Below are 18,618 nucleotides of genomic sequence, written 5' to 3'. Positions count from 1 at the left end.
GGTGGTGAACCCGTGGTCAGACGCCGTAGCGGGTGCGCAGTTCGGCGCGCAACTGGTGACTGCAGCGCTCGACCACGACATCCCATACTTCGGTGGCGCCGTCCTGCGCGCGGTCCGAGACGGCACGAAGAACGCGGATGGGCACGCCGAACTGCTGCGCGACCCAAATGAGCGCGTACGACTCCATGTCGACGAGGCGGGCCCCGAGCCCGCGGATGAGGGCGACGGTCTCGGCATCGTCGACGAAGTGGTCGCCGGTGGCGATGATGAGGCCGTCGTGACCGGTGTCGACGCGCGGCGGCAGGGAGACGTGTTCGCCGAAGGTGCCGTCCAGCCCCTTCACATCATGCTGGATGGCGGCGGCGATGTCGTAGATGCCGCCTTCGACCGCGTCGTCGATCGCGCCGGCGGTACCGACGACGACGATCTCGTCGTACTCGCCTTGGCACAGTGCGCGGGTGAGGGCGAAGGCGGCCGGGATCTTGCCCACCCCGGTGAGCAGGACGTCGAAACCGGGGATGTCCGCCTCGAAGGCGGTGAGTTCGGACGCGTGGGCGGCGACGAGGAGCTTCACCCCTCTATTCTCGCCTGCCGGCAACGATAACCCGCACCGTCTCGGGCCGGACCGGCGGATCGGGCACCGGAGCGGCGCCCGATCCGCACCGTCATGCCTGGGCCGGATCCGACGCCTTCGACAGTCGGTCGATCTCGTCCGACGACAGCTGCAGGGACGCGCTGGCCAGCAGATCCGCGACCTGCTCGACCTTGGATGCGCTCGCGATGGGCGCGGCCACGGTCGGCTGGGCACGCAACCACGCCAGTGCGGTCGCGGCGATGGATGCGCCGTGAGCGGCGCCGACGTCCTCGAGCTCGTCGATCAGGGCGAGGCCCGCGGGGGTGGCGAGCTTCGCGGCGCCCCCGGCTCGGGGCGAGTCGCCCGCGGCATCCGTCGAACGGTATTTGCCGGTGAGGAATCCGCTCGCCAACGCGTAGTACGGCACGAGCGACATGTTGTACTGCTGGGCGACGGGCACGATCTCCCGCTCGATCTCGGTGCGGTGCACGAGGTTGTAATGCGGCTGCACAGCGACGGGAAGATCTGCGCCCGCGGCCTCGGCCAGCGACACCCATTCGCGGATGCGGTCGGCGGTGTAGTTCGAGACGGCCACGTATCGCACGAGCCCGTCGCGGACGAGATCGGCGAAGGCGGTGACGGTCTCTTCCAGGGGAGTCTCGGCGTCATCGAAGTGGGCGTAGTACAGGTCGATCGTCTCAACCCCCAGACGCTTCAGCGACGCCTCGGCGGCGGCTCGCACGTTCGCTGCGGACAGTCCACGGAAGTCGGGGTGCGTGCTCACCTTCGTCGCGACGACGACGTCGGAGGGCTTACGTGCAGACAGCCACTCACCGATCAGGGTCTCGCTCTCGCCGCCTGAGTTGCCGGGGACCCAGGCGCTGTAGCCGTCTGCGGTGTCGATGAAGTTGCCGCCCCCGTCGCGGAAGGCGTCGAGGACCGCGAACGATGTGTCGCGATCGGCCGTCCAGCCGAAGACGTTGCCGCCGAGCGAGAGGGGGAAGATGTCGAGGTCGCTGCGTCCGATGCGCGTCATGATGTCCTTTCGGAAGGGGGTCAGTGACCTTGGTGTCAACGACCCTCGCCCGATGGCATTCCCGGAGGCGCCGGGTCAGCTCCCGCCGGAGAGGATGCCGACGAGTCCGCTGATCAGCAGCCACAACCCGATGCCGGCCCCGGCGATCCAGATGACGACCGTTCCGGCCGGGTACTTCTTCTTGCCGCCGTCTTCACCCGGGGCGCTCACGTGCGCACCATCATCACGATTGAGACGATCAGCACGGCGAGACCTCCAATGACGGCGATGGCGGCGATGATGGGGCCGCCGCCCGTTAGGAAAGCAGCGACACCGAGGGACAGGAACAACACGGCCACCACGATGCCGATGATCTGGTAGACGCGGTATCGACGACTGTCCGTCGTCATCCTCTGCTCGTTCACGGTGCCCCCTTCCGCCCCAGGTTATCGAATACGCATGAGGCCCCCGTGCGGTCATCCCCAGGTGATCCGCCTTTCATGACGAAGCGGGCGACCCCCGCGGCGCCGACCCGGCGTAGCGTAGGTGCATGGCGCGCCCCGTTCCCGACCCCGTTCGTCCCGGCCAGGAATCTGTGTGGGGCTACCCCCGCCCGCCGCGCGTGGAGCGCGAGAGACGGCGGGTGCAGATCGACTTCGGCGGCACGCGCATCGTCGATACCGACGACGTCGTCCGCGTGCTCGAGACGAGCCACCCGCCGGTGTATTACGTGCCCATCGCCGCCTTCGCCGTCGCACTGACGCTCGGACAGGGCGCGTCGTTCTGCGAGTTCAAGGGGGCGGCCCGGTACTTCGACGTGCACGGCGGCGGTGGAGTGGTCGCCGAGCGGGCTGCGTGGAACTACCCCCGCCCGATGCCCGGGTACGAGGTGCTGCACGACCGTGTCGCCGTGTATGCCGGCCCCATGGATGCCGTCATCCTCGGGGGAGAGACGGTCGAGGCGCAGCCCGGCGGCTTCTACGGCGGATGGGTGACGAGCGACCTCGCGGGGCCCTTCAAGGGCGTCCCGGGCTCGATGGGCTGGTAAGACGGCGGCTGAGGGCCCCGTCGCGCCGGCTCACTCCACGAACGCCTCCGGTACCGCTGCGCGCAGGTCGGCGAGCCACACGCGGGCGTTCCCGTCGGACGGCGCGCGCCAATCGCCGCGTGGCGACAGCGAACCCGCCGGCGAGACCTTCGGTCCGTTGGGGATCGCCGTGCGTTTGAACTGTGCGAAGCCGAAGAACCGCTGCAGGAACACCTCGAGCCACTTCGCCACCGTGACGAGGTCGTAGGACGGTCGTTCACCCTTGGGGTAACCCGGGGGCCAGGTCCCGGCATCCGGATCCGACCAGGCGTGGGCGGCGAGGAAGGCGATCTTCGAGGGACGGAAGCCGAAGCGCAGCACGTGGTAGAGCGTGAAGTCGTGCAGGTTGTAGGGACCGATGCGGTCTTCGGTCGACTGCATGCGTCCGTCTTGACCGGCGGGCACCAGCTCGGGGCTGATCTCGGTGTCGAGCACGGCCTGCAGCACCTCGATGGTGGCCGCACTCAGCTCGCCCGCGGAGATGACCCACCGGATGACGTGCTGGATGAGGGTCTTGGGTACGCCCGGGTTCACCGAGTAGTGGCTCATCTGGTCGCCGACGCCGTAGGTCGACCAGCCCAGGGCGATCTCGGACAGGTCGCCCGTGCCGACGACGATGCCGCCGTTCTTGTTGGCGAGCCGGAAGAGGTAATCGGTGCGCAGCCCCGCCTGCACGTTCTCGAACGTGACGTCATGCACCGGCTCGCCCGAGGCGAAGGGGTGCCCCATGCGGGCGAGCATCTCGGATGCCGCCGGACGGATGTCGATCTCTTCGATGGAGGCCCCGACGGCCTCGGCGAGGGCGATCGCGTTGCGCTTGGTCTTCTCGCTGGTGGCGAAGCCGGGGAGCGTGTAGGTGAGGATGTCGCTGCGGGGGCGCCCCATGCGGTCCATCGCTCGGGCGATCACCAGGAGCGCATGGGTGGAGTCGAGGCCGCCGCTGACGCCGAGGACGGGCTTCGGATCGCCGATGGCCCGGAGCCGCTGCACGAGGCCCGACACCTGGATGTTGAACGCCTCGTAGCAGTCCTGCGCGAGCCGGGCGGGGTCGTCGGGGACGAAGGGGAAGCGGTCGAGCGTTCGGCGCAGGCCGATATCGCCGACGGGGGGCGCGAGCTCGAACGGCACCGTGCGGAACGCGGGTGCCGTGGTACGGCGGTTGTCGTCGAAGGTTCCCTGGCGGATACGGTCCTGCCGGAGGCGATCGAGGTCGACATCGGCCACGCTGCGGCGTGGACCGTCGGGGAACCGCTCGGTCGTGGCGAGCAGCTGCCCGCCCTCGTAGATCATGGTCTGGCCGTCCCACGAGACGTCGTTGGTCGACTCGCCCTGTCCAGCGGCGGCGTACACGTACGCCGCGAGGCAGCGCAGGGACTGCGACTGCGAGAGCAGGGTGCGATCGTCGGCGCGACCGATCGTGATGGGACTGCCCGACAGGTTCGCGAGCACGGTCGCGCCCGCCAGGGCGGCGCCGGAAGAGGGCGGGATCGGCACCCAGACGTCTTCGCACACCTCGGCGTGCAGGGCGAGCCCGGGGACGTCGACGGCGTCGAAGAGCAGATCGGGTCCGAACGGCACCGTATGGCCGGCGACGAGGATGTGCTGCCCCGCCTGATCGTCGCCGCGGGCGTACCAGCGCTGTTCGTAGAACTCGCGGTAGGTCGGGAGGTAGGCCTTGGGTACGACGCCCAGGATGCGGCCGCGATGAACGACCACGGCGCAGTTAAACAGCCTGTTGCCGTGCCGGAGCGGCGCGCCCACCAGCAGCACCGGAAGCAGATCCGCGGACGCTGCGACCAGGCGCGACAGGGCCGCCTCGACGGCGTCGAGCAGGGGGTCCTGCATGACGAGGTCGTCGATCGCATAGCCGGTGAGGCAGAGCTCGGGGAACACCGCGACCGCGACGCCCTCGGCATCGCACGCGCGGGCGGAATCGAGCACGGCGTCGGCGTTGGTGGCGGGGTCGGCGACCGCGACGGGTATCGTGCACGCGGCCACGCGCGCGAACCCGTGCCGGTAGACGCTCTCGAACGGCAGATCGGTGATCACCGCTCCAGTCTGGCAGGCCGCTCCGACACCGCGGCAGCCGGATCGGCCGGGAGGGGGTGTGGATGCCCGGCGGGCGATGTCGGGGGTCGCGGTTAGCGTTGAGGTCATGCGGTACATCGAGCGCGACGCGCGCATCGTCTGGAGCGCCAGCGACCTCAAGGCCGCGGCCGAGTGCGAGTTCGCGTGGCTGCGCGCCATCGACGCCAAGCTCGGGCGCATCGCCGCCGTCGACGACCCGGCGGACGCCACGCTCGAACGTGCTGCGCGTCTGGGAACCGCGCACGAACTGCGCGTCCTCGACGAGTACCGCGCGCGCCTCGGTGCAGCGGTGCACGAGATCCCCGCCGCCCGGTCGTCCGATGCCGACGCCCTCGCCGAGTCCGTGCGGCTCACCGACGCTGCCCTCGCGGACCCCGCGGCCGAGGTCGTCTATCAGGCGGCCTTCGCGACCCACGAGTTCGTCGGCTTCGCCGACTTCCTCGTGCGCGAGCCCGAGCCCCGCGCCGACGGCACACGGCCGTGGATCGTGCAAGACACCAAACTCGCCCGTCGCGCCCGCGTCACGGCCCTGATGCAGCTCGCCGCCTACGTCGACCAGCTCGACCGGCTCGGAGTACCGCGGTCCGCCGAGGTGCAGCTGCTGCTCGGCGACGGCTCCACGAGCACGCACCGCGTCGACGACCTGCTCCCCGTGTTCGGCCTGCGGCGCGAGCGTCTCCGCGCCCTCATCGCCGATCGCGCGGTGGGCCTCGGCACCGCGGGACCCGTCATCGCGTGGGGTGATGCGCGCGGCGATCTCGGGGTCGTCGCCTGCGGACGATGCGCGACCTGCGAGATCGAGGTCGTCGGGCACCGCGACCTCCTGCTCGTCGCGGGTATGCGGCCCGTGCAGCGCGATCGCCTGCGGGCGGGTGGCATCCTCACGATCGACGCCCTCGCCGTCGCCACCGAGCCCCCCGCCGCCATGAGCGCCGACACGTTCGCGTCGCTTCGCACGCAGGCGCGGCTGCAGCTCGACAGTCCTGCGGGCGTGCCGTCAGAGGACGACCCGGCGCACGCGATCCCGACCTTCGAGGTCGTCGCGCCGAAATCGCTCGGGGTGCTGCCGCGCCCCGATCACGGCGACCTGTTCTTCGATTTCGAGGGCGACCCCCTCTATACCGAGGGCGTCGGTGAGCACTGGGGGATCGACTACCTGTTCGGCTGGGTCGACACGCGCGAGACCTACGGCGCCCTGTGGGCCCACACCTTCGACGAGGAGCGCGCCGCGCTCGAGAGGTTCCTCGACATCGTGGCGCTGCGGCGTCGGCAGTACCCCGACATGCACATCTACCACTACGCCCCCTACGAGCCGACGCACCTTCTGACGATGGCCGCACGGTACGGCGTACGCGAGGCCGACGTCGACCGGCTCCTGCGCGACGGCGTCTTCGTCGACCTCTACCCGGTCGTGAGGCGGGCGCTCCGCGTGGGATCGCGCTCGTATTCGATCAAGAAGCTCGAGCCGCTGTACATGGGCGACGAGGTCCGCACGAGCGATGTCCAGCGCGGCGACGACTCGATCGTGAAGTACGTCGAAGCGCGCGCGCTCGCCGCCGACGGCGACGCCGGGGCCGCTCAGAGGGTGCTCGACGACCTCGCCGACTACAACCGATACGACTGCGTCTCCACCCGCCGCCTGCGTGACTGGCTCGTCGACCGCGCGCGAGAGTCCGGCGCCGTTCCCGCACGAGGCGCCGAGCCCGACGAGCAGGCCTACGAGCCCTCTCCCCGCGCGACCGCTCTGCAGCGGTGGGCCGCCGACGCGACGCCACCCGGTCTCGACACCCCCGATGCCACGGCGTTGCGCCTCGCCGCCGCGGCGATCGACTACTACCCGCGCGAAGAGAAGACCTATTGGGCGACCCACTTCCTCCGGCTGCGGGAGCCCGTGTCGGTCTGGGAAGAGACGCGCGACGTGGTGGTCGTGGATCCCGCCCGCTCGCGGGTCGTGACCGACTGGCACATCGCCGAGTCGGGCCGCGGCTCCGAGCGTCGACTCGTCGAGCTGCGGGGAGAGCCCGCCCCCGGCACGCGCCTGAGCGTGGATTCCGATCCGTTCGCGGTCTACGACCTGCCCGCCCCGTTCCCGATCGAGACCCGTCCGCGATGGATTCACGGAGCGCGTCGCGTGACCGTCCGTGAGGTGCTCGACGATGGCGCGATCGTCGAAGAGATCGCGGCCGACGGTGTCACGTGGCACGAGCTGCCACTGGCGCTCACGCCCGCGGCGCCTCCGCGCGCGGGTAATCAACAGAAAGCCATCGACGCGTGGGCCGACTCCGTGCTGACCGCCGCGCCGACCATCCCCCACGGACCTGCCGCCGACATCCTCCGACGCATCCCCCCGCGCACCCTCTCCGGCGCCCTCGCACCGGTGTCCGCCCTCGCGGTCGGCCGCGTGGCCGACACAGCCGTGAGCGACCCCTCGGGCGACGACGAGATCACCGCGATCGCCCGCAGTGTGGCCGATCTCGACCACAGCTATCTGGCCGTTCAGGGTCCCCCCGGAACCGGTAAGACGTACGTCGGCTCGCACGTCATCGCCCGGCTCGTGGCCGAGCGCGGGTACCGCATCGGCGTCGTCGCCCAGTCGCACGCGACGATCGAGCACATGCTCGACCAGGTCATCGCGGCGGGGGTCCCGGCATCCCGCGTCGGCAAGGCCCCCAAAGACCCGAGCATCGCGCACGCGTTCACGGTGCTGCCCAAGAACGGTGTGGCCGCCTTCACCGCCGAGAACGCCGCGGGTGGATTCGTCGTGGGCGGCACCGCGTGGGACTTCAGCCACGAGGCGCGCATCCCTCGGGGCAGCCTCGACCTTCTCGTCATCGACGAGGCGGGGCAGTTCTCGCTGGCGTCCACCATCGCCGTCTCGCTCGCGGCTCAGCGCCTGCTGCTGCTCGGCGACCCTCAGCAGCTCCCGCAAGTGAGCCAGGGCACGCACCCCGAGCCGGTCGACACCTCGGCGTTGGGGTGGATCATCGACGGCGCAGAGGTGGTCCCGCCTGAACTCGGATACTTCCTCGCGCGCACCCGCCGCATGCACCCCGCCGTCGCCGGGCCGGTGTCGCAGCTGTCGTACGAGGGCCGTCTCGCCGCACATCCGTCCACCGCTCTCCGTCGGCTCGAGGGGGTCGAACCCGGCGTCCACGTCGTTCCGGTGCGTCACACGGGCAATTCCACGTGCTCGGTCGAGGAGGCCGCCGAGGTCGCGCGCCTCGTCACCCAGCTGGTGGGGCGTGAATGGATCGGCGCCGAGGGTGGCGCGGGCGACAGCGCCACCGTTCAGCGGCCCCGTGCCCTTCGCGCCGAGGACATCATCGTCATCACGCCGTACAACGCTCAGCAGTCGGCCGTGGAAGAGGCGCTCGCCGCCCAGGGGTTCGCCGACGTGCCCGTCGGCACGGTCGATCGATTCCAGGGCAAGGAGGCCGTGGTGGCCATCCTCACGCTGGCCGCGTCATCAGGACGCGAAGCGCCGCGCGGACTGGAGTTCCTCCTGCTGCGCAACCGCATCAACGTCGCGATCTCACGCGCGATGCAGGCCGCATACGTCGTCTACTCCCCGGCATTGCTCGACGACCTGCCGCGCACACCCGAGGGCGTCGCGCGGCTGAGCGCGTTCGCGCGTCTGGTCGCGGGAGCGGACTGACCGGCCCGTCTGCGCGCCACCCGCGCCGGCCGGACGTCGCCGGGGGATCAGGCGGTGCCGTACAGGCGGTCGCCGGCGTCGCCGAGACCGGGCACGATGTAGCCCTTCTCGTTCAGACGCTCGTCGACGGCACCGAGCACGAGCGTGACGTCGTGGCCCTCGACCTGCTTCTCGATCGCGGCGACGCCCTCAGGGGCACCCAGCAGGCAGATCGCCGTGACGTCCTGCGCCCCGCGGGCGAAGAGGAAGTTGATGGCCGCGCCGAGCGAGCCTCCGGTGGCCAGCATCGGGTCGAGCACGAAGCACTGGCGGTCGCTGAGGTCGTCGGGAAGACGCTCGGCGTAGGTCGTGGGCTCGAACGTCTGCTCGTCGCGCACCATGCCGAGGAATCCGACCTCGGCGGTGGGGAGGAGCTTCACCATGCCCTCGAGCATGCCGAGACCGGCGCGCAGGATCGGAACGACGATCGGGCGGGGCTCGCTGATCTTCACCCCCTCGGTGGTGGTCACCGGGGTTTGGATCTCGATCGGCTCGACGCGCACGTTGCGAGTCGCTTCGTACGCGAGCAGCGTCACGAGCTCCTCGGTGAGCTGACGGAACACCGGCGACGACGTCTGCACGTCGCGCAGCACCGTCAGCTTGTGGGTGATGAGAGGGTGGTCGGCGACGTGGACACGCATAGGCTCAAGGCTAACGGCTTCCCCCGTGCGACCTCGTCCCCTTTTTCCGGAGCCCCGTGACCCCGACTGCCCGTGACCTCGCCGCGATGCACCGAGCGTTCGCGCTCGCCGCGGCTGCGGCGGTGGACGGTGACGTGCCCGTGGGCGCCGTCGTCCTGGATGCCGACGGGTCGATCGTGGGGGAGGGACGAAATCTCCGCGAGCTCACGAACGACCCCACCGCGCACGCCGAGATCGTGGCGTTGCGTGAGGCGGCATCCCGGACCGGGTCGTGGCACCTCGCCGACTGCACGCTCGTCGTGACGCTCGAGCCGTGCGTGATGTGCGCCGGGGCGATCCTGCAAGCGCGAGTGCCGCGCGTGGTGTTCGGATCCTGGGATGCCAAGGCGGGGGCGGCCGGATCGATGTACGACGTCCTGCGCGACCGTCGTCTGCCGCACCGGGTCGAGGTCGTCGGCGGAGTCGAGGAGCGGACGGCCGCCGCTCAGCTGCACGCGTTCTTCGAAGACCGCCGGTGAGAAGGAGCGACGGGAAGCGCGGAGTCGTCCGCGCGGGGCGTCGATAGGACGCGCGCACCGACCGACAGCGTTCGGGTGCGGCCTCGACCAGCCGTGCTCAGCGGGGGAGCAGTGGCAGCACCTCCGCGCCGACCTGATCGGCGTGCTCGATGTCGCGCAGGTCGAGCAGCTGGAAGTACACACGCTCGGCGCCGAGCGCCTGCAACCGGTGCACCTTCTCGGCGACCTGCTCGGGCGTGCCGATGATGTTCGCGCCGTTGTCGAACTGCCCGCGGGACTGCCCGACCGCTTCGGCCCGACGCGAGATCTCGTCGTCGTCGCGGCCGACGATCGTGGGCAGTGCGACCGAGAGCTTCAGCGTCTGCGGGTCGCGGCCGATCGCCTCGCACGCGGCTCGCACGACGGCGAACTTCTCCGCCACCACGTCTTCGGAGACGAAGCCGATGTTGAACTCGGTCGCGTAGCGCGCGGCGAGCGCGGGGGTGCGCTTCGGGCCGCCGCCACCCACGATCACAGGCAGGGGAGACTGCACCGGATTCGGCAGCGCCGGCGCCTCATCCAACCGATAGTGCTGACCGTGGAACGAGTAGGTCTCGGCATCCGGAGTGGACCAGAGCCCCGTCACGACCTGGAGCTGCTCCTCGAGCAGATCGAACCTCTTGGCAGGAAACGGGATGCCGTACGCGAGGTGCTCGCGTTCGAACCAGCCGGTGCCGAGTCCGAGCTCGACGCGGCCGCCCGACATCGCGTCGACCTGGGCGACCTGGATCGCGAGGATCGCGGGCAGGCGGTAGGTCACCGACGACACCAGCGTGCCGAGGCGGATGCGTGACGTCTCCCGGGCGAGACCGGCCAGCGTCGTCCAGGCGTCGGTCGGGCCGGGCCGTGGGTCGCCCTCGCCCATCCGGAGGTAGTGGTCGGAACGGAAGAACCCGTCGAGGCCGTGCCGCTCGGCGGACTGCGCGAAGGCGAGCTGGTCGTCGTACGAGAACCCCTGCTGGGGCTCGGTGAACAGGCAGTACTCCACGGTGATCTCCGGGGGAGGGGGTCGGCGCCGCGTCAGTCGGCGGAGCGCAGGATGATCGCCTCGGTGGGCGGGGCGGGGTCGGCGGGGCGTCCGACATAGCCGATGTGGGTGAGCAGTGCCCGGCGGAACTGCGCGGGCCGCTCGAGGTGCACGGAGTGTCCGGCGCCGTCGACGGGCACCTCCGTCACCTCGCCGCCCGCGGCCGCGTATGCCGCCAGCACGTCGCGCGTCTGCGTCACCATGGGCTGGGCCGGGGCGACATCGGCTCCGGGCCAGCCCGGCACGATACCGAGCGAGCCCAGGTGGTTCAGGTCGGAGAACGACGCGTCGGAGACGATGGCATCCGCCGTGCCGTAGATCCAGAGGATCGGGGGCTTCGCCTCGAGGTCGACGATCCCGGACACGTCGAAGTACTTCGGGGACAGGGTGTTGAGCACGCCCGTCGTGCCGGGGGCGAACCCGGGCCAGGTCGCCGTGGCGACGGCATCGCCGGGGTAGTTGCCGCCCGCCGTCGAGGTCGACAGCATCGACTCGACCCAGACGTCCTCGTGCTCGCCGGTGTACCCCGGTGCGACGTACGCGGAACGGAAGACCGAGCGCGGAGACGTCGGGGCGTCGGCCGTGGTGTCGTGATCGATGAGCCGCTGCACGAAGTCGACATTGGCGGCGCCGGCGCCCGTGCCGGCGTCTTCGTCGGAGAGTCGTGATCCGTCGCGGCGGGTGCCGCCGAAGCCGTACGGCGATACCGGCGACTGCAACGTGAGCGAGAGCACCGGGTGGTCGAGTGCGTACTGCAGCACGACACCGCCGCCCATCGACCAGCCGACGAGATGCGCCTCGGAGACTCCGAGGGCCTGCAACGTCGCGTGGAGGTCGTCGCTGAAGTCGCGGACACCGCGGGTGGCGTCGATCGGCGTGTGCTCGGTGCGGCCGAAGCCGCGCAGATCCACCGCGAGCACACGCAGCTCGCTCGGCAGGTCTTGCATGATCTCCTGCCAGAACAGCGACGAGGAGACGTTGCCGTGCACGAAGACGACCGTGTGGTCGGCGGTCGTGTCGGGGTCGTCGCCGGCGCGTTCGAGAACGTTGACACCGAGCCGGTCCGTCTCGACCAGACGTGCGGTGATGCCGTCGAAGAGTGTCATGGCAGATCCTCCGTGTCGCTCAACGGTGCTCCCGTACACCGGTTCCGACTCTAACGCGCGCCCCTGGCGGCCGCACTCAGCCTTGCGCCGCCCCACCGCCCCACGCGCGCCCGGAACACGTCTCGCCGCCGCTCCCGTTCGTGCCCGCGGACTGCCTTTCGCCGGACGACGCCGCCGGGCGGATGTCGGGGGTCGTTCGTAGACTGAGGGCATGACGGATACCACGACCTCGCTGCCCCCGATCGCGATCATCGGCGCGGGCTCGATGGGGGGAGCCATCCTCCGCGGTCTCGTCGCCGCGGGGCTCACCGGTGGTGGCGTCATCGCGACCAACCGCTCGATCGCGAAGGCCGCGGAGCTCGCCGACCTCGAGGGCGTCACGAGCGTCGCCCTCGAAGCGCAGGCGGCCGGGAACGCCCACGCCGTGGCATCCGCCGACATCGTGCTCGTCGGCGTCAAGCCCGCGATGGTGCCCGACCTGCTGACCGAGATCGCCCCGCACCTCCGACCCGGCGCGGTGGTGGTGAGCCTCGCTGCCGGTGTCACGCTCGAGACCTTCGCCCGCCATCTCGGCGACGACGTCGCGACGCTGCGGTCGATGCCCAACACCCCGTCGCTCGTCGGCAAGGGCGTCACGGGTCTCGCGGCGGGTCCCGCGGCATCCGACGACGATGTCGCGGTCGTGCGCGCCCTGTTCGAGACGGTGGGGGCGGTCGTCGAGGTGCCCGAGGCGCAGATCGACGCGCTCTCCACGATCTCCGGTTCCGGCCCGGCCTACGTCTTCCTCCTGGTCGAGGAATTCACCAAGGCCGCCGTGCGCATGGGCTTCGACCACGACCAGGCGCGACTGCTCGCCGAGCAGACCTTCATCGGCGCGACGAGCCTGCTGGCCGCCTCCGATGTCGACCCCGCCGAACTCCGCCGTCGCGTCACGAGCCCGAAGGGCACGACCGAGCGGGCGATCGCCGTCCTGCAAGATGCGTGCCTCGACGACACGTTCACCGTCGCCGCAGAGGCCGCCCTCACCCGTGCCAAGGAATTGGCCGCCGGGGGCTGAGCCATGCGACTGCGGTTCTCGGGCCAGATCTGGTTCTGGCGCGGTCCCGCGCCGTTCCACTTCGTCACCGTGCCCCCGGTCGAGGCGGCGATGATCGCCGAGATCGCGCCCGTGGTGACGTACGGCTGGGGCATGGTCCCGGCATCCGTCACCATCGGTGCGACGACCGTGACGACCGCGCTCTGGCCGAAAGACGGCGGATACATCGTGCCGGTCAAGAAGGCGCTGCAAGATGCCGAGGGTCTCGCAGTCGACGACGAGGTCGAGGTCGTGCTCGACATCGATGCCTGAAGCGGGTCCTCTCGCGAGAAACGCCTGCTGCAGCCAGGAACGCCTCGTCGAGGCGTTTCTCCGTGCGGGCAGCGTTTCTCGGGGCGAGAGAAGGCGGCCGCCGGGCGCGGTCGCGCGGCGGGTGAGCGCCGGGGTCAGCGGTCGAGCGCCGCGAAACGCTCGATGTCGGAGTTCGTGCCCGAGACGATGATGAGATCGTGGTTGGTCACGACCGTGTTGGCCTCGGCGTACCGGAACGGGCGACCCGGGCTCTTCACACCCACGACGGTGACGTTGTACTTCGAGCGCACGCCGGACTCGTTCAGTCCGACCCCGCGCACGAGCTTCGGCGGGTACATCTTGGCGAGCACGAAGTCGTCGTCGAAGCGGATGAAGTCCAGCATCCGCCCGCTCACGAGGTGCGCGACGCGCTCTCCGGCCTCGGCCTCGGGGTAGATGACGTGGTTCGCCCCCACGCGGGCGAGGATCTTGCCGTGCGACTGCGACACCGCTTTCGCCCAGATCTGCGGCACTTTCAGGTCGACGAGGTTCGCCGTGATGAGCACCGACGCTTCGATGAGCGAACCGACGGCCACGACGGCGACCTGGAAGTCCTGCGCGCCGATCTGGCGGAGCGCGTCGATGTTGCGGGCGTCGGCCTGGACGGCGTGGGTGACGCGCTCCGACCACTTCTGCACGAGCTCGAGATTGCCGTCGACGGCGAGCACGTCGCGGTCGAGTCGGTCGAGCTCTCCCGCGCACGCCGCGCCGAATCGGCCGAGACCGATCACGAGGACGGGCGCGTCGCTGCGAATCCGTTCAACCAACGATCGGCCTTTCCACGGGCAGCGCGTAGAGCTGCGAGCGAGAGGCCGCGGCGACCGCCGCGGCGAGAGTCACAGTACCAATGCGCCCCATGAACATCGTCGCCGACATGACGTACACGGCGGGGTCGGGCAGCTCCGCCGTGAGCCCGGTCGAGAGCCCCACCGTCGCGAAGCCGGAGATTACGTCGAACAGCACGTACTCGATGGGAGCGTCGGTGATGCGACTGATGGTGACCGTCGAGATCGCGACGATCGTGGCGCCCCACGCCACGACCGAGAGGGCGACCCGCTGGACATCGCTCGGGATGCGCCGGCCGAAGGCCTGAACGGACGGGCGTCCCTTCGCCTCGGAGAACACCGCCAGCGCCAACACGGCGAGGGTCGTGACCTTGATACCGCCGGCGGTGGAGGCCGAGCCCCCGCCGACGAACATGAGCATGGAGCCGACGATGAGGGTCGCGCCGTTCAGGTCGCCGATGTCGATGACGCTGAAACCGCCCGACCTCGTCATCGCCGACAGGAAGAACGCTTGGAACGTGGTGTCCCACGCATCCATGCTCCCGAATGTGAGGGGGTTGTCGTATTCCAGGAGCAGGATGAACCCCGCGCCGAGCACGAAGAGGATGACCGTGGTGATCAGTGTGAGCTTCGTGTGCAGCGACCACAGCCGGAAGCGCCAATGATGCCGCCACAGGGTGAAGATGACGGGGAAGCCGATCGAACCGAGGAACACGCCCAGCATCAGCACCGTCAGCAGGAAGTAGTCCTGCGCGAAGGGGGTGAGCCCATCTGCGTTCGGGACGAATCCGGTGTTCGTGAACGCCATCGCCGCGTAGTAGGGCGCTTCCCAGAGGGCGACCAGGGGGTCGATTCCGCCGACCACGAGTGCGGGGTAGATGAGCACGGTCAACCCCGCCTCGATGACGAGGGTCGACAGCGCGACCGTGCGCAGCAGCTGACCGACCTCGCCGAGACGTACGGTCTGACCCTCGTTGACCGGCCCGCCGTGGGCGCGCAACGGATTGCTGTCGCCCGCGGCGATGAGCTTCGCCCGAAGCCCCAGCCGCTTGGAGATCACCAGGCCGAGGATGGATGCCAGGGTGAGCACTCCCAGGGCGCCGACGTTGACGCCGACGTAGGTGATCGCGTGACCGAGCGGTGACCAGTGCGAGTACATGTCGACCGTCGAGAGCCCTGTCACGCAGATGGTCGACACCGCGGTGAACAGCGCATCGGCCAACGGTGTGGCCCGACCGTCGGCGGATGCCGCCGGAAGGGAGAACAGCGCCGTGAACACCAGGATGAGCGTGACGAAGACCAACACCGCGAAACGCGCGGGCGAAGCGGTCGTCAGATTGCGCAGACGATCCCATGCCGTGAACGCGATGCGACGTAGTCGCACCGGCAATCGCACCTCGTTCGGCGTCGCCGCCATGCGCCGCTCCCTTCGGTGCCCGAACCCGAATCATGGTACTCGGGCCAGGGCTTGGCTAATCTGATGCCATGGCGGACATCTTCGACGTGATCGCTGACGGCACGCGTCGCGACATCCTTCAGTTGCTCCTGGACCGGGCGACCGGTGGCGAACGCGGCACCAGCGTGTCGCAGATCGTCGCAGCGCTGGGGGTCAGTCAACCCACCGTCTCCAAGCACCTCAAGGTGCTGCGGGAGGCCGAACTGGTCTCGGTACGCGAGATGGGCCAGCACCGCTACTACAGCCTCGCGGTCGCGCCTCTCGACGAGGTCGACGACTGGCTGGTGCCGTTCTTCTCGATCGATGAAGAGAACGAGCCGGCTCTCCCGGAGTCCGCCGTGCATGCCGCCGAGGTCGTCGGCCGCGCTGCGGCGTCGGTCAAGCACTCGTTCTCGACGGCGCTGCGCAAACTCCCGGGGCGTTGATCCGCCTCCGGGCGACGACCGTGGATGTCGTCGGGTGCGGCATCCGGAATGCACACACGTCACGCCCGGCCCACCGGTTTACAGCCGTCACGACCAGACCCTAGAGTGTGGTCAGCATCAGAGGGTGAGTCCACCCGGAACGAGGGGTGAGCGATGGCCGAGCTGCCGGACGTGCGGTTCTTGACGGTCGCCGAGGTCGCCGATCTCATGCGCGTGTCGAAGATGACCGTCTACCGGCTCGTGCACGCCGGCGAGCTGCCCGCGGTACGATTCGGACGCAGCTACCGTGTGCCCGAATCGGCGGTCGCCGAGGTCGTGCAGCGACCGGTGTCCGACGTCGGCTAGACTGATCCGAGGCTTTTTTCCATCGCCTGCTGTTCCCGGGGGCCGAAATCGGCACCCAGACCCCGACTTAGTGAGGTTTTCCGTGGGTTCTGTCATCAAGAAGCGCCGTAAGCGCATGGCGAAGAAGAAGCACCGCAAGCTGCTTCGCAAGACTCGTCACCAGCGCCGCAACAAGAAGTAACGCGGCTACACACCGAGCGCCTGTCCGATGCGACGGGCGCTTCGTGTATCCGTCGCGGGTTCGCGGCGCTTCGGCATCCTGGTCGTCGCCTCGCCCCCCTTCAGGAGGAGAAGCATGCAGTCCATCACGGTCCACGACCTGCACGCGGGACGCGAGCGTCCCCTGATCGACGTGCGTGAAGAGCACGAGTTCGCCGCGGGTCACGTGCCCGGCGCGGTGAACCTGCCGATGTCGACCCTGGGTGAGCACCTCGACGAGCTGCCGGCAGAGCCGTTCGACGTGATCTGCCAGGTCGGCGGCCGGTCGGCGCGCGTGACCGAGGCGCTCGTCGCCCGTGGTCACGACGTGACGAACGTCGAGGGTGGCACGGGTGAATGGGTCGCAGCGGGGTACCCCGTCGAGGCGTGACCGCGTCCGACCCTCCTAGGATGGACGTGTGACGACCCTCACGCTGATCGGCAAGCCCGATTGCCATCTGTGCGACGTGGCCGAGCAGATCGTCGAAACGGTCGTCGCCGACCTTCCCGCGAGCGTCGCCGAGCGCGTCGAGATCGAGCAGGCCTCGATCGCCGATGATGCTGCGCTGCACGCCGTCTGGTGGGAGAAGATTCCCGTCGTGCTCATCGACGGCGAACTGCACGCCCACTGGCGGGTCTCCGCCGACCGCCTGCGAGCCGCCCTGATCGCGGCAGATTCCGAAGGAGCCTCCTCGTGAGCATCCGTCACATCGTCCTGTGGAAGCTCGCGGCCGACGACGCAGACACCCGAGCCCTGCACGCCGAGCAGATCGCTGACAAGCTCCTCGCCCTCCGCGAGGTCGTGACCGAGATCGACCACATCGAGGTGGGGCGCAACGTCGTCAATCCCCAGTCGAACTGGGACGTCGCGCTCGTGAGCGAGTTCGCCGACGCCGCCGCCCTCGAGCGGTATCAGGTGCACCCGGCCCACCAAGAGGTCGCGGCGTTCGTCCGCTCCGTCGTCGCCGAGCGTTCCTGCGTCGACTACCCGTTCTGACCCCTGCCCCGAGAGCGCACGTGGGGATTTCTGCCGCGTGAGTGGATGCGGGGATCCGCCGTGCGCTGCGACACCGCTCCGGCGCCCGAGTGAGCCGCCGACCTCAATCCTGGGAGAGGACGCTCGCCGGCACGGGCGCGAGAGCGATGCGCACGCGCGCGTCGTCGTCCAGCAGTCGCCCGGCGGGGTGTTCGACCACGACGCGGCTGCCGTCGGCGGTCAGAACGGTCGAACGGCGGACGCTGCCCAGGAACGTCGTCTCCTCGACGACGGCGTCCACCCCCGGCGCGTCCGCAGCGACCAGCACCACGTTCTCGGGCCGTACCACCACCTCGCAGTGCCCGTCGTGGGCCGCACCGGCGAGGGGCAGGCGTTGGCCCCAGACCTCCACGAGAGCGCCCTCGACGATTCCCGGCACCGTGCTGACCGGTCCGAGGACCTCCGCGACGGCGGCATCTCCGACGCGACCGTAGACGTCTGCCGGGGAGCCCTGGGCGATGATCCTTCCCTCGTCCATCACGACGAGCTCGTCGGCGACGGCTGCGCCTTCGGCGGTGTCGCGTGTGGCCCAGAGGGTCGTCACCCCACGCTCGCGCAATTCGCGGACGAGGCGGTCCCGCGTCTCCGCGCGGGCGGTCGTGTGGAGTGCTGCGAGGGCGTCGTCGAGAACGAGGGCGCGCGGGCGGGTTGCCAGGACCCGCGCCACCGCCCAGCGCTGGCGGTCGCCGAGTGCGAGCCGGGACACGGTGGCATCCGGTGCGTCCAGCCCGACGAGCTCGCACAGACGCTCCGTCTCGAGAGCGGGATCGACGACGCCGGCGAGACGTGCCGCCGCGGCGATCGACGCGCGCACGTGACGGAAGCGCGGGACCGACGCGCGGTCCGCCACCACGGGCAGGCGGGGGGCCGCGGCGCCCGTGCGTCCCTCCACCTGCACGCTTCCCGCGTCGCAGCGCTCGGCGCCGGTGGCGAGTCTGAGCAGCGTCGAAGCCCCGCACCCCGACGGGCCGACGATCGCCGTGATCCGACCGGCCGCGATCTCGAGGTCGATGTCGTGCAGCACGCGGACGCCGGCGCGATCACGACTGACACCGCGGAAGACGATCGCCCAGCCCCGGGGGCGTGGCGCACGCCCGGTTCCCGCGGGATCCACGGGCGTGACGGCGACCATGCGCCCACGTTAGGGGTCGCCGATGACGCGACAACGCCCGGGGAGTGAACCCCGGGCGTCGCTCG

22 protein-coding genes are annotated in these 18,618 nt (G+C 70.0%); 11 read left to right on the top strand and 11 right to left on the bottom strand.

Translation table 11 applies throughout. The features are described from left to right. Positions 1-16 precede the first annotated feature (16 nt). The 4 genes from FHS07_RS14895 to FHS07_RS14885 form a co-directional block, all read right to left on the bottom strand. A complete protein-coding gene (locus tag FHS07_RS14895) occupies positions 17-574 on the bottom strand; it encodes a phosphorylase family protein (RefSeq protein ID WP_183420667.1) in 558 nt (185 codons plus the stop codon). Positions 575-665: 91 nt separating this feature from the next. Beyond that, positions 666-1,610 (bottom strand): aldo/keto reductase, encoded by a 945-nt coding sequence (locus FHS07_RS14890; protein WP_183420666.1) that lies wholly within the window; start codon positions 1,608-1,610, stop codon positions 666-668. Between the two features lie 75 nt (positions 1,611-1,685). Next, positions 1,686-1,820: a hypothetical protein gene (locus tag FHS07_RS16725; protein WP_281369423.1), complete on the bottom strand. Its 135-nt coding sequence runs from the start codon at positions 1,818-1,820 to the stop codon at positions 1,686-1,688. Beyond that, positions 1,817-1,999 carry a hypothetical protein gene (locus FHS07_RS14885; RefSeq protein WP_183420665.1) on the bottom strand — a complete coding sequence of 61 codons (183 nt, stop codon included), beginning with the start codon at positions 1,997-1,999 and terminating at the stop codon, positions 1,817-1,819. Before FHS07_RS14885 ends, FHS07_RS16725 begins: the two co-directional genes overlap by 4 nt. A 140-nt stretch (positions 2,000-2,139) precedes the next feature. Between FHS07_RS14885 and FHS07_RS14880 the strand changes: the two genes are divergently transcribed. Continuing rightward, entirely contained in the window at positions 2,140-2,637 is a 498-nt protein-coding gene (locus FHS07_RS14880) for a DUF427 domain-containing protein (RefSeq protein ID WP_183420664.1), read from the top strand. 30 nt (positions 2,638-2,667) lie between these two features. Here FHS07_RS14880 and FHS07_RS14875 read toward each other — a convergent pair whose 3' ends face one another. Beyond that, on the bottom strand, positions 2,668-4,725 hold the full coding sequence (locus tag FHS07_RS14875) for an NAD(+) synthase (protein WP_183420663.1): 2,058 nt from the start codon (positions 4,723-4,725) through the stop codon (positions 2,668-2,670). 106 nt (positions 4,726-4,831) lie between these two features. Here FHS07_RS14875 and FHS07_RS14870 point away from each other — a divergent pair, with 106 nt between their 5' ends. Then, on the top strand, positions 4,832-8,419 hold the full coding sequence (locus FHS07_RS14870) for a TM0106 family RecB-like putative nuclease (protein WP_183420662.1): 3,588 nt from the start codon (positions 4,832-4,834) through the stop codon (positions 8,417-8,419). 47 nt (positions 8,420-8,466) lie between these two features. Here the strand turns inward: FHS07_RS14870 and upp are convergent, their stop codons facing one another. Next, positions 8,467-9,099, bottom strand: a complete 633-nt coding sequence (gene upp, locus FHS07_RS14865) for a uracil phosphoribosyltransferase (protein WP_183420661.1) — start codon at positions 9,097-9,099, stop codon at positions 8,467-8,469. Positions 9,100-9,185: 86 nt separating this feature from the next. On the opposite strand from upp, the gene tadA reads away from it, so the two are divergent. After that, a complete protein-coding gene (tadA, locus tag FHS07_RS14860; RefSeq protein ID WP_183420809.1) occupies positions 9,186-9,617 on the top strand; it encodes a tRNA adenosine(34) deaminase TadA in 432 nt (143 codons plus the stop codon). 97 nt (positions 9,618-9,714) lie between these two features. Here tadA and FHS07_RS14855 read toward each other — a convergent pair whose 3' ends face one another. Continuing rightward, a complete protein-coding gene (locus tag FHS07_RS14855; protein WP_183420660.1) occupies positions 9,715-10,644 on the bottom strand; it encodes a TIGR03560 family F420-dependent LLM class oxidoreductase in 930 nt (309 codons plus the stop codon). 32 nt (positions 10,645-10,676) lie between these two features. Then, entirely contained in the window at positions 10,677-11,789 is a 1,113-nt protein-coding gene (locus tag FHS07_RS14850) for an alpha/beta hydrolase (RefSeq protein ID WP_183420659.1), read from the bottom strand. Between the two features lie 211 nt (positions 11,790-12,000). On the opposite strand from FHS07_RS14850, the gene proC reads away from it, so the two are divergent. Continuing rightward, entirely contained in the window at positions 12,001-12,846 is an 846-nt protein-coding gene (proC, locus tag FHS07_RS14845) for a pyrroline-5-carboxylate reductase (RefSeq protein ID WP_183420658.1), read from the top strand. A 3-nt stretch (positions 12,847-12,849) separates the two neighbouring features. Continuing rightward, positions 12,850-13,137, top strand: coding sequence for a DUF1905 domain-containing protein (locus FHS07_RS14840; protein WP_183420657.1), 288 nt, complete (start codon positions 12,850-12,852; stop codon positions 13,135-13,137). A 134-nt stretch (positions 13,138-13,271) separates the two neighbouring features. On the opposite strand, the gene FHS07_RS14835 is transcribed toward FHS07_RS14840, so the two are convergent. Together FHS07_RS14835 and FHS07_RS14830 are read right to left on the bottom strand one after the other, a co-directional pair. Beyond that, positions 13,272-13,943: a potassium channel family protein gene (locus FHS07_RS14835; RefSeq protein WP_055955708.1), complete on the bottom strand. Its 672-nt coding sequence runs from the start codon at positions 13,941-13,943 to the stop codon at positions 13,272-13,274. Next, positions 13,936-15,378, bottom strand: coding sequence for a TrkH family potassium uptake protein (locus tag FHS07_RS14830; protein ID WP_183420656.1), 1,443 nt, complete (start codon positions 15,376-15,378; stop codon positions 13,936-13,938). The genes FHS07_RS14835 and FHS07_RS14830 overlap by 8 nt, the downstream gene beginning before the upstream one ends. 68 nt (positions 15,379-15,446) lie before the next feature. On the opposite strand from FHS07_RS14830, the gene FHS07_RS14825 reads away from it, so the two are divergent. From FHS07_RS14825 to FHS07_RS14800, 6 genes are all read left to right on the top strand, one after another. Beyond that, positions 15,447-15,842, top strand: a complete 396-nt coding sequence (locus FHS07_RS14825; protein ID WP_183420655.1) for an ArsR/SmtB family transcription factor — start codon at positions 15,447-15,449, stop codon at positions 15,840-15,842. 153 nt (positions 15,843-15,995) lie between these two features. Then, the gene (locus tag FHS07_RS14820) at positions 15,996-16,187 is read left to right on the top strand and encodes a helix-turn-helix domain-containing protein (RefSeq protein ID WP_183420654.1); all 192 of its coding nucleotides are present in this window, start codon (positions 15,996-15,998) and stop codon (positions 16,185-16,187) included. Between the two features lie 82 nt (positions 16,188-16,269). Next, a complete protein-coding gene (locus tag FHS07_RS14815) occupies positions 16,270-16,368 on the top strand; it encodes a 30S ribosomal protein bS22 (protein ID WP_003792170.1) in 99 nt (32 codons plus the stop codon). Between the two features lie 114 nt (positions 16,369-16,482). Continuing rightward, on the top strand, positions 16,483-16,776 hold the full coding sequence (locus tag FHS07_RS14810; RefSeq protein WP_183420653.1) for a rhodanese-like domain-containing protein: 294 nt from the start codon (positions 16,483-16,485) through the stop codon (positions 16,774-16,776). Between the two features lie 28 nt (positions 16,777-16,804). Further along, positions 16,805-17,083 (top strand): glutaredoxin family protein, encoded by a 279-nt coding sequence (locus FHS07_RS14805; protein WP_183420652.1) that lies wholly within the window; start codon positions 16,805-16,807, stop codon positions 17,081-17,083. Then, a complete protein-coding gene (locus tag FHS07_RS14800) occupies positions 17,080-17,382 on the top strand; it encodes a Dabb family protein (protein WP_183420651.1) in 303 nt (100 codons plus the stop codon). The genes FHS07_RS14805 and FHS07_RS14800 overlap by 4 nt, the downstream gene beginning before the upstream one ends. Positions 17,383-17,485: 103 nt before the next feature. Here FHS07_RS14800 and FHS07_RS14795 read toward each other — a convergent pair whose 3' ends face one another. Then, on the bottom strand, positions 17,486-18,553 hold the full coding sequence (locus FHS07_RS14795; protein ID WP_183420650.1) for an ATP-binding cassette domain-containing protein: 1,068 nt from the start codon (positions 18,551-18,553) through the stop codon (positions 17,486-17,488). Positions 18,554-18,618 lie beyond the last annotated feature (65 nt).

The sequence above is a fragment of the Microbacterium proteolyticum genome (assembly GCF_014192415.1).
Lineage (GTDB): Bacteria > Actinomycetota > Actinomycetes > Actinomycetales > Microbacteriaceae > Microbacterium > Microbacterium proteolyticum.
The sequence above is the reverse complement of the archived record's forward strand: the minus strand, read 5'-3'. Positions and strand labels throughout refer to the sequence as shown.

Coding starts and splice junctions, on each gene's coding strand:
- FHS07_RS14795 (WP_183420650.1), bottom strand. CDS start 18,553: ATGGTCGCCGTCACGCCCGTGGATCCCGCGGGAACCGGGCGTGCGCCA.
- FHS07_RS14890 (WP_183420666.1), bottom strand. CDS start 1,610: ATGACGCGCATCGGACGCAGCGACCTCGACATCTTCCCCCTCTCGCTC.
- FHS07_RS14880 (WP_183420664.1), top strand. CDS start 2,140: ATGGCGCGCCCCGTTCCCGACCCCGTTCGTCCCGGCCAGGAATCTGTG.
- FHS07_RS14810 (WP_183420653.1), top strand. CDS start 16,483: ATGCAGTCCATCACGGTCCACGACCTGCACGCGGGACGCGAGCGTCCC.
- proC (WP_183420658.1), top strand. CDS start 12,001: ATGACGGATACCACGACCTCGCTGCCCCCGATCGCGATCATCGGCGCG.
- FHS07_RS14820 (WP_183420654.1), top strand. CDS start 15,996: ATGGCCGAGCTGCCGGACGTGCGGTTCTTGACGGTCGCCGAGGTCGCC.
- FHS07_RS14825 (WP_183420655.1), top strand. CDS start 15,447: ATGGCGGACATCTTCGACGTGATCGCTGACGGCACGCGTCGCGACATC.
- FHS07_RS14850 (WP_183420659.1), bottom strand. CDS start 11,789: ATGACACTCTTCGACGGCATCACCGCACGTCTGGTCGAGACGGACCGG.
- FHS07_RS14830 (WP_183420656.1), bottom strand. CDS start 15,378: ATGGCGGCGACGCCGAACGAGGTGCGATTGCCGGTGCGACTACGTCGC.
- FHS07_RS14840 (WP_183420657.1), top strand. CDS start 12,850: ATGCGACTGCGGTTCTCGGGCCAGATCTGGTTCTGGCGCGGTCCCGCG.
- FHS07_RS14870 (WP_183420662.1), top strand. CDS start 4,832: ATGCGGTACATCGAGCGCGACGCGCGCATCGTCTGGAGCGCCAGCGAC.
- FHS07_RS14885 (WP_183420665.1), bottom strand. CDS start 1,999: ATGACGACGGACAGTCGTCGATACCGCGTCTACCAGATCATCGGCATC.
- upp (WP_183420661.1), bottom strand. CDS start 9,099: ATGCGTGTCCACGTCGCCGACCACCCTCTCATCACCCACAAGCTGACG.
- tadA (WP_183420809.1), top strand. CDS start 9,186: ATGCACCGAGCGTTCGCGCTCGCCGCGGCTGCGGCGGTGGACGGTGAC.